The 4,557-nt window shown below is 43.7% G+C and carries 3 protein-coding genes; all 3 read right to left on the bottom strand.

Translation table 11 applies throughout. From position 1 onward, the window contains the following. The coding region (locus tag ACCM36_RS09595; protein WP_370573537.1) for a hypothetical protein at window positions 1–1,817 on the bottom strand (1,817 nt) is incomplete at its 3' end. Window positions 1,818–2,098: 281 nt separating this feature from the next. Then, window positions 2,099–2,623 (bottom strand): tRNA (cytidine(56)-2'-O)-methyltransferase, encoded by a 525-nt coding sequence (locus ACCM36_RS09600; protein WP_370573538.1) that lies wholly within the window; start codon window positions 2,621–2,623, stop codon window positions 2,099–2,101. Between the two features lie 17 nt (window positions 2,624–2,640). Continuing rightward, entirely contained in the window at window positions 2,641–4,161 is a 1,521-nt protein-coding gene (locus ACCM36_RS09605) for an AMP phosphorylase (RefSeq protein ID WP_370573539.1), read from the bottom strand. Between the last annotated feature and the right edge of the window lie 396 nt (window positions 4,162–4,557).

Consider the following 4,557-nt stretch of genomic DNA (forward strand, 5'->3'; position numbering starts at 1 on the left):
GTTATCCTGAAAGTGTAGTTTGCCGGCATTAGCTCCTTTGATACCGTTCCATGTTCAGTCGTTCCAAGTGTCTTCCATCCAGCAGCATAGTATTGAACTGTAGCAGCATTCGTATCAATTATCACATTGTTGCTGTCATATAGTGAAACTACTGCATTTTGCGTTCTGAAGTCCACCGTATTATCGATCGCAATATCCTGTTTCATGGTTTTTGATATATTGCCATATGTGATACGGAATGTGTAATTTGCCGGCATTAGTTCCTTTGAAGCTGTTCCATGATCTGTAGTTACTAATGTCTTCCATCCTGCTGCATAGTACTGTATTGTTGCTGCATTCGTATCTATCATGTTGTTATTGCTGTCGTATAGTGAAAATATTGTATTTGCTGTTCTGAAGTCCACTGTATTATCGATGGCAATATCCTGTTTCATGGTCTTTGATATATTGCCATAAGTGATACGGAAAGTGTAATTTGCCGGCATTAGTTCCTTTGAAGCTGTTCCATGCTCTGTAGTTCCTAATGTCTTCCACCCTGCTGCGTAGTATTGTACTGTTGCTGCATTGGTATCAATTACATTGTTATTGCTGTCGCATAGTGAAACTACTGTATTTGCTGTTCTGAAGTCCACTGTATTATCTATTGAAATATCCTGTTTCATGGTCTTTGATATATTACCATAAGTGATACGGAAACTGTAGTTTGCTGGCATTAGTTCCTTTGATATGGTTCCATGTTCGGTTTTTCCAAGTGTCTTCCATCCAACTGCATAGTACTGCACTGTTGCTGCATTCGTATCTACCACGTTGTTATTGCTGTCGTATACTGAAAATATGGTATTGACAGTTTGAAATTCTATCCTTTTATCTAGCCTGATGTCTTGTCTGATGCTTTTTGAGGAATTATGATAGGTCATACGGAAAGTATAGGTCCCATCATCCAATTTTTGTATAACCTTCCCATTGCTGTCCGTTGTTCCAAGATCCTTCCACCCGCCCTTGTAATAATGTGCCACTCCTCCTGCTATTGGATTTTCAGAACTGTTGATGAACAGGACAGTGGTTCCTTCTTCATCTTCTTCTTCAAGGACCTCCAGATTGATACCGCTATCATCAAGCTCTGTATCATCATCGGGTTCTGTACCGTTGTACAGGTAAGCATCTGTCAGATAGGCTGCTCCGGAAGAATTCTCTGAGTACGCTGTGGAAGATATGTTGGAAACATAATCAAATTCAGAAGAGTCAATGCTGGAGTTATCAGTAGTAGATGAGCCCATGATAGAATGGTCATCAGATCCTTCATTTAAAGTAGAATCATCTGTTATGTTATCATTCGTTGGTGAGGGACCAGAAGATGTAGTATTGGAGGATGTGGTATTGCCAGCAGCAATAATTACCTCTTCTTCAAGTATTACAGAGCCTTTGGTCGAGTCTACGACCTTTACGGTCACTTTCTTTCCCGAATCGATCTTTAGTGCATAGGTCTGCTGTGTAAGATTGACCTCGTATGTGCCTGCAGAATTCAAAACTTTTATAACTGAGCTATTGAACTCATATGTTTGCCCTTCAGATTCCAGTATAAGTACAATGTTCTCATCAAAATTAATTGGATTAGTTCCATTATTGATTATCCTGAATGAGGAACTGCTTATTGAAGTGATCTCAAAGTTAGCAAGATTGGGCTGTTCAGGCTCAACATAATGATCGTAAAGCACAGTTCCCAAAAAAACTGAACATATCAGAAGGCAGACTGATACTAAGGTGATTACGATAAGTGATGATCTCTTTATGGTGATCTTGTCTAAAGGTTTGAGCATAATATCCCCGGGCACACATTGGAAAGGATTAATTCAAAGAGTTATTATATATTTATTAATATATAATCTATTCTACAAATCAATCCTTGAAAGGATCGGGGCTGATACAGATATTTCTATCCTCAAGATGGGATCATGATCAAAAAAGATACAAGACAGAGTATCTCAATAATGGAGCGTTCAAGTTCTCTGTCCTTCAGGGTTTCGTATCCTCTGGCTTTGCTCTCGATCATGCATGTCTTTAAAGATCAGGGATTAAGAAAGCAAAAGAATAGAACTCATTATCTTTCGATGACCTTTTTTCCCCTTTCCATGGGTACTATGGACAGTTGTCCACCGGGCAATGACTGTTTAAGGGGATCTATCATAGCTATGCGGTCCATGGTTATGGCAATAGCTGCAACTTCAGAATGAGGTTGGCTGCCCACTGCAATGTTCCAGTCGGCAAGGTCGTATATTTCGGATGGGACCTTTTCTGCACCCACCACTATCATGAGCTGCTCACATTGCCTTATCTCATCCACAGCGTCGGGGAGATTTATGCCATACATGGAGAGATGGCAGACCTTTCCACCTTCATCTTTCCATTTCTTTACCTCATGCTTCCAGTTAACATCGTTGATTACGTAGAAGTCACCACCCCAGCGAGTGGCTACATCTTCGATGTTCTGCTTGATGCCAGGGTCATCAGAAGCCAGCAGCATGCCTTCGGCACCCAAGGCTCGGGCAGTCAGACCTACATGCGTGGTTATACGCTTATCCCTGAAGGCCCTGTGTCCAATACGTAAGATCACTATTCTTCTCATGATGTTTCCTGTATCTGTTATACCTCGCGGATATCTGTTACTCTTTCAATGAGCATGCCTTCCACGATCAATGGCGGATCCTGCCTGGCACTCTTGAGAGCTGCCTGCAGCTTTACTTCTTTTTCAGCATAGATGGTTATAACAGGTTCTCCCTGCTGTACGGATTCACCACGTTTCTTGTGGATATACACACCTGCGCCTTTGTCGTTGGGTGCACCAGCAAGCCTGGCTATCTGTACTATGCGCTTGTTGCGGAACTCTATTATATATCCATTGCTGGGAGCTTTTATCTGTGCACTGAACTCGCCTATTTTGATATCTTTGCTGGTTACGTCAGGATTGCCGCCCTGTATGGCTATGATCTCCTTGAGCTTTGCCAGAGCTTTGCCATTCCTGAGAGTTTCGAGTGCCAGATCGCGTCCCTGTCCCCGGGCTGCTGCCCCCCCCATTTCCAGGAGCATGCCTGCAAGTCCAACGCTCTTCTCAATAAGACTGTTAGGACCTTGCATGGTCTCCAGTACCTCTAGAGCTTCTCTTACTTCCAGGGCTGGACCGATGGTCCGCCCGATAGGTGATGAGCCGTAGGTGAGAGCACAGTCCACTTCCATTCCCAGGCGTTCCCCCAGGCTGATGAGGTCCCTGGCGAGCTTGCGTCCTGTTTTCATATCGGGTATCTTGGTACCGGAACCCATGGGTATATCGATAACAACTTTGTCCGCTCCCACAGCGCTCTTCTTTGCCATGATGGATGCAAGCAACTGGCAGTGGGGATCTATGGAGAGCGGGTATTCCACCTTGATAAGTTTATCATCGGCAGGGGCTATGTTGGTAGCTCCCCCCCATACAATGACCGCACCGACCTTCTGGGTCATTTCCTTGATCTGAGCGGCTGTGAACTCCACAGGTGCCAGTACCTGCATGAGGTCGGCAGTGCCTCCAGCCCCCGTTATTGCCCTGGAGCTGGTCTTTGGTATCAACAGGCCATTAGCTGCCACAATGGGCACTATGAGCAAAGTGATCTTGTTGCCTGGCACGCCTCCGATCGAATGCTTGTCCATGATGGGGTGCATGTCGAACTCTATCTTCTCTCCGGAATCCACCATGGCCCGGGTCAGCCACTCGGTCTCTTCCTCGCTCATGTCGTTGATGTAGGAAGCGGTAAGGAAAGCTGATACCTCCACATCAGTGAGATTCTCTTCCACAATGTCTTTTACAAGTTCATATATCTCTTCCTTAGTGAGCTTCTGCTTGTCCATAACCTTCCTGATGATGCGTGCGGACTTTGGCTTCTCGGCAGGTTCCACTTCCACTGTTTCTGTCCATTGCCTTTGAAGCTGTTCCTGCACCTCATGATAAAGGCCGATCATGCCCGGAGTTATCATATCCTCCGTGAAATCAACAATAGCAGTAACAGTGGTATGATCTCGTATCCTCACTCTGTCACCGGCATTCACGCCAAGCTCCTTGGCATCCGCACTGTTCAAGACTACCTTGTATTTCCCGACCTTGATATCAATGGGTTGTACTTTTAGCTGCATGTTCTTCCACCTTCTTAAATAATCAAATGCATGATTGGATAAATATGTTTAGGGATTAGGCTTTGAAAAGCCTGCTAGAGTTGATATGATCATTCTAATAGGAAATGCATTCCAGGACTTTTAGTCCTTGATATGCTATCATTTTCTGTCTGATCAATTAAAGAATACTTAAATATAAGCAAAAACATGCAACTATTAACCTGGACCAATTGAATGAATATGAAACAAAGCTAATCCTTACAAGGTCCTTGATCACATGTGGCAGACAGAAGTGACCCAGCATGGAAATGAAATGCGCTGTAATGGCCAGATAATTTCATGATCTTTTTGAGGTTTCGCAATGTTCGAAATAGAATTTGTCAAATTACAAAACGGTAAATTCCAGTTAGTTGATAT

Source organism: Methanomethylovorans sp., assembly GCF_041305605.1.
Classification (GTDB): Archaea; Halobacteriota; Methanosarcinia; order Methanosarcinales; family Methanosarcinaceae; genus Methanomethylovorans.

Excerpts from the sequence above, each read along its gene's own strand:
- ACCM36_RS09600 (WP_370573538.1), bottom strand. The coding sequence starts at position 2,623 with ATGAGAAGAATAGTGATCTTACGTATTGGACACAGGGCCTTCAGGGAT.
- ACCM36_RS09605 (WP_370573539.1), bottom strand. The coding sequence starts at position 4,161 with ATGCAGCTAAAAGTACAACCCATTGATATCAAGGTCGGGAAATACAAG.